This is a genomic window from Pseudomonas avellanae BPIC 631, from assembly GCF_000444135.1.
In the GTDB taxonomy this organism is placed as follows: domain Bacteria; phylum Pseudomonadota; class Gammaproteobacteria; order Pseudomonadales; family Pseudomonadaceae; genus Aquipseudomonas; species Aquipseudomonas avellanae.
Genome location: NZ_ATDK01000503.1, coordinates 1 through 661, shown reverse-complemented (window position 1 = coordinate 661; position 661 = coordinate 1). Strand labels below are relative to the sequence as shown.

Genomic DNA, 661 nt, shown 5'->3' with positions numbered 1-661 from the left:
TGTTTTCGAAAAAATCAGCCACCAACTAACGGAAAATTCAAATCTTATCAATAGCTTAGCTTGCAGGTTATGGGTAACTTATTTCGAAAACAGTACACTAGCCCTGCTGCTGCATTATAAACTTCCACCTACACCTTTGAATTTTTCAACAAAAGCGGCGATCTTTTGGAGGACATCTTGCTTCTTCTGGAGAAACTTCGGATTAAGCGGGCTCATTTTTGGCAAGATGGCATTAAGCTCAGTTCCATTATCGCTAGCAAATTCCTTTTTTAGCGAAGTGGCGATGTAGCGTTTAGCTGCCCCCTCATTCAGTTCCTCATCAACGATCAGCCCCTGCGCCTCGCACCGCTGTTCTGATTGGGCAAAAGTGTAAAAAGCGTCGATCACACTAGCCTTGTCAGCAATCCCATCAAGCTCGGTCTGGTTGATGAAGTCCACCACCAGGCTTTCCTTGGCGCGACTCCCCAGGCTGGCGCGAATCACCCGGCGCATATCCTCGACCAGTGCCGCCTTGCCCTTGACCTTCTTGTTCTTCTCGAAGATCAGCTCGAGGATGTAATCTAGTGTACTGTTTTCGAAATAAGTTACCCATAACCTGCAAGCTAAGCTATTGATAAGATTTGAATTTTCCGTTAGTTGGTGGCTGATTTTTTCGAAAACA

The 661-nt window shown here is 45.7% G+C and carries 1 protein-coding gene; it reads right to left on the bottom strand.

The window, feature by feature from the left end; all coding sequences use genetic code 11:
* Positions 1 to 114 precede the first annotated feature (114 nt).
* Positions 115 to 661 (bottom strand): type I restriction endonuclease subunit R, EcoR124 family (locus DW49_RS01000000128895; RefSeq protein WP_032617638.1); only part of this gene is annotated, 547 nt, incomplete at its 5' end.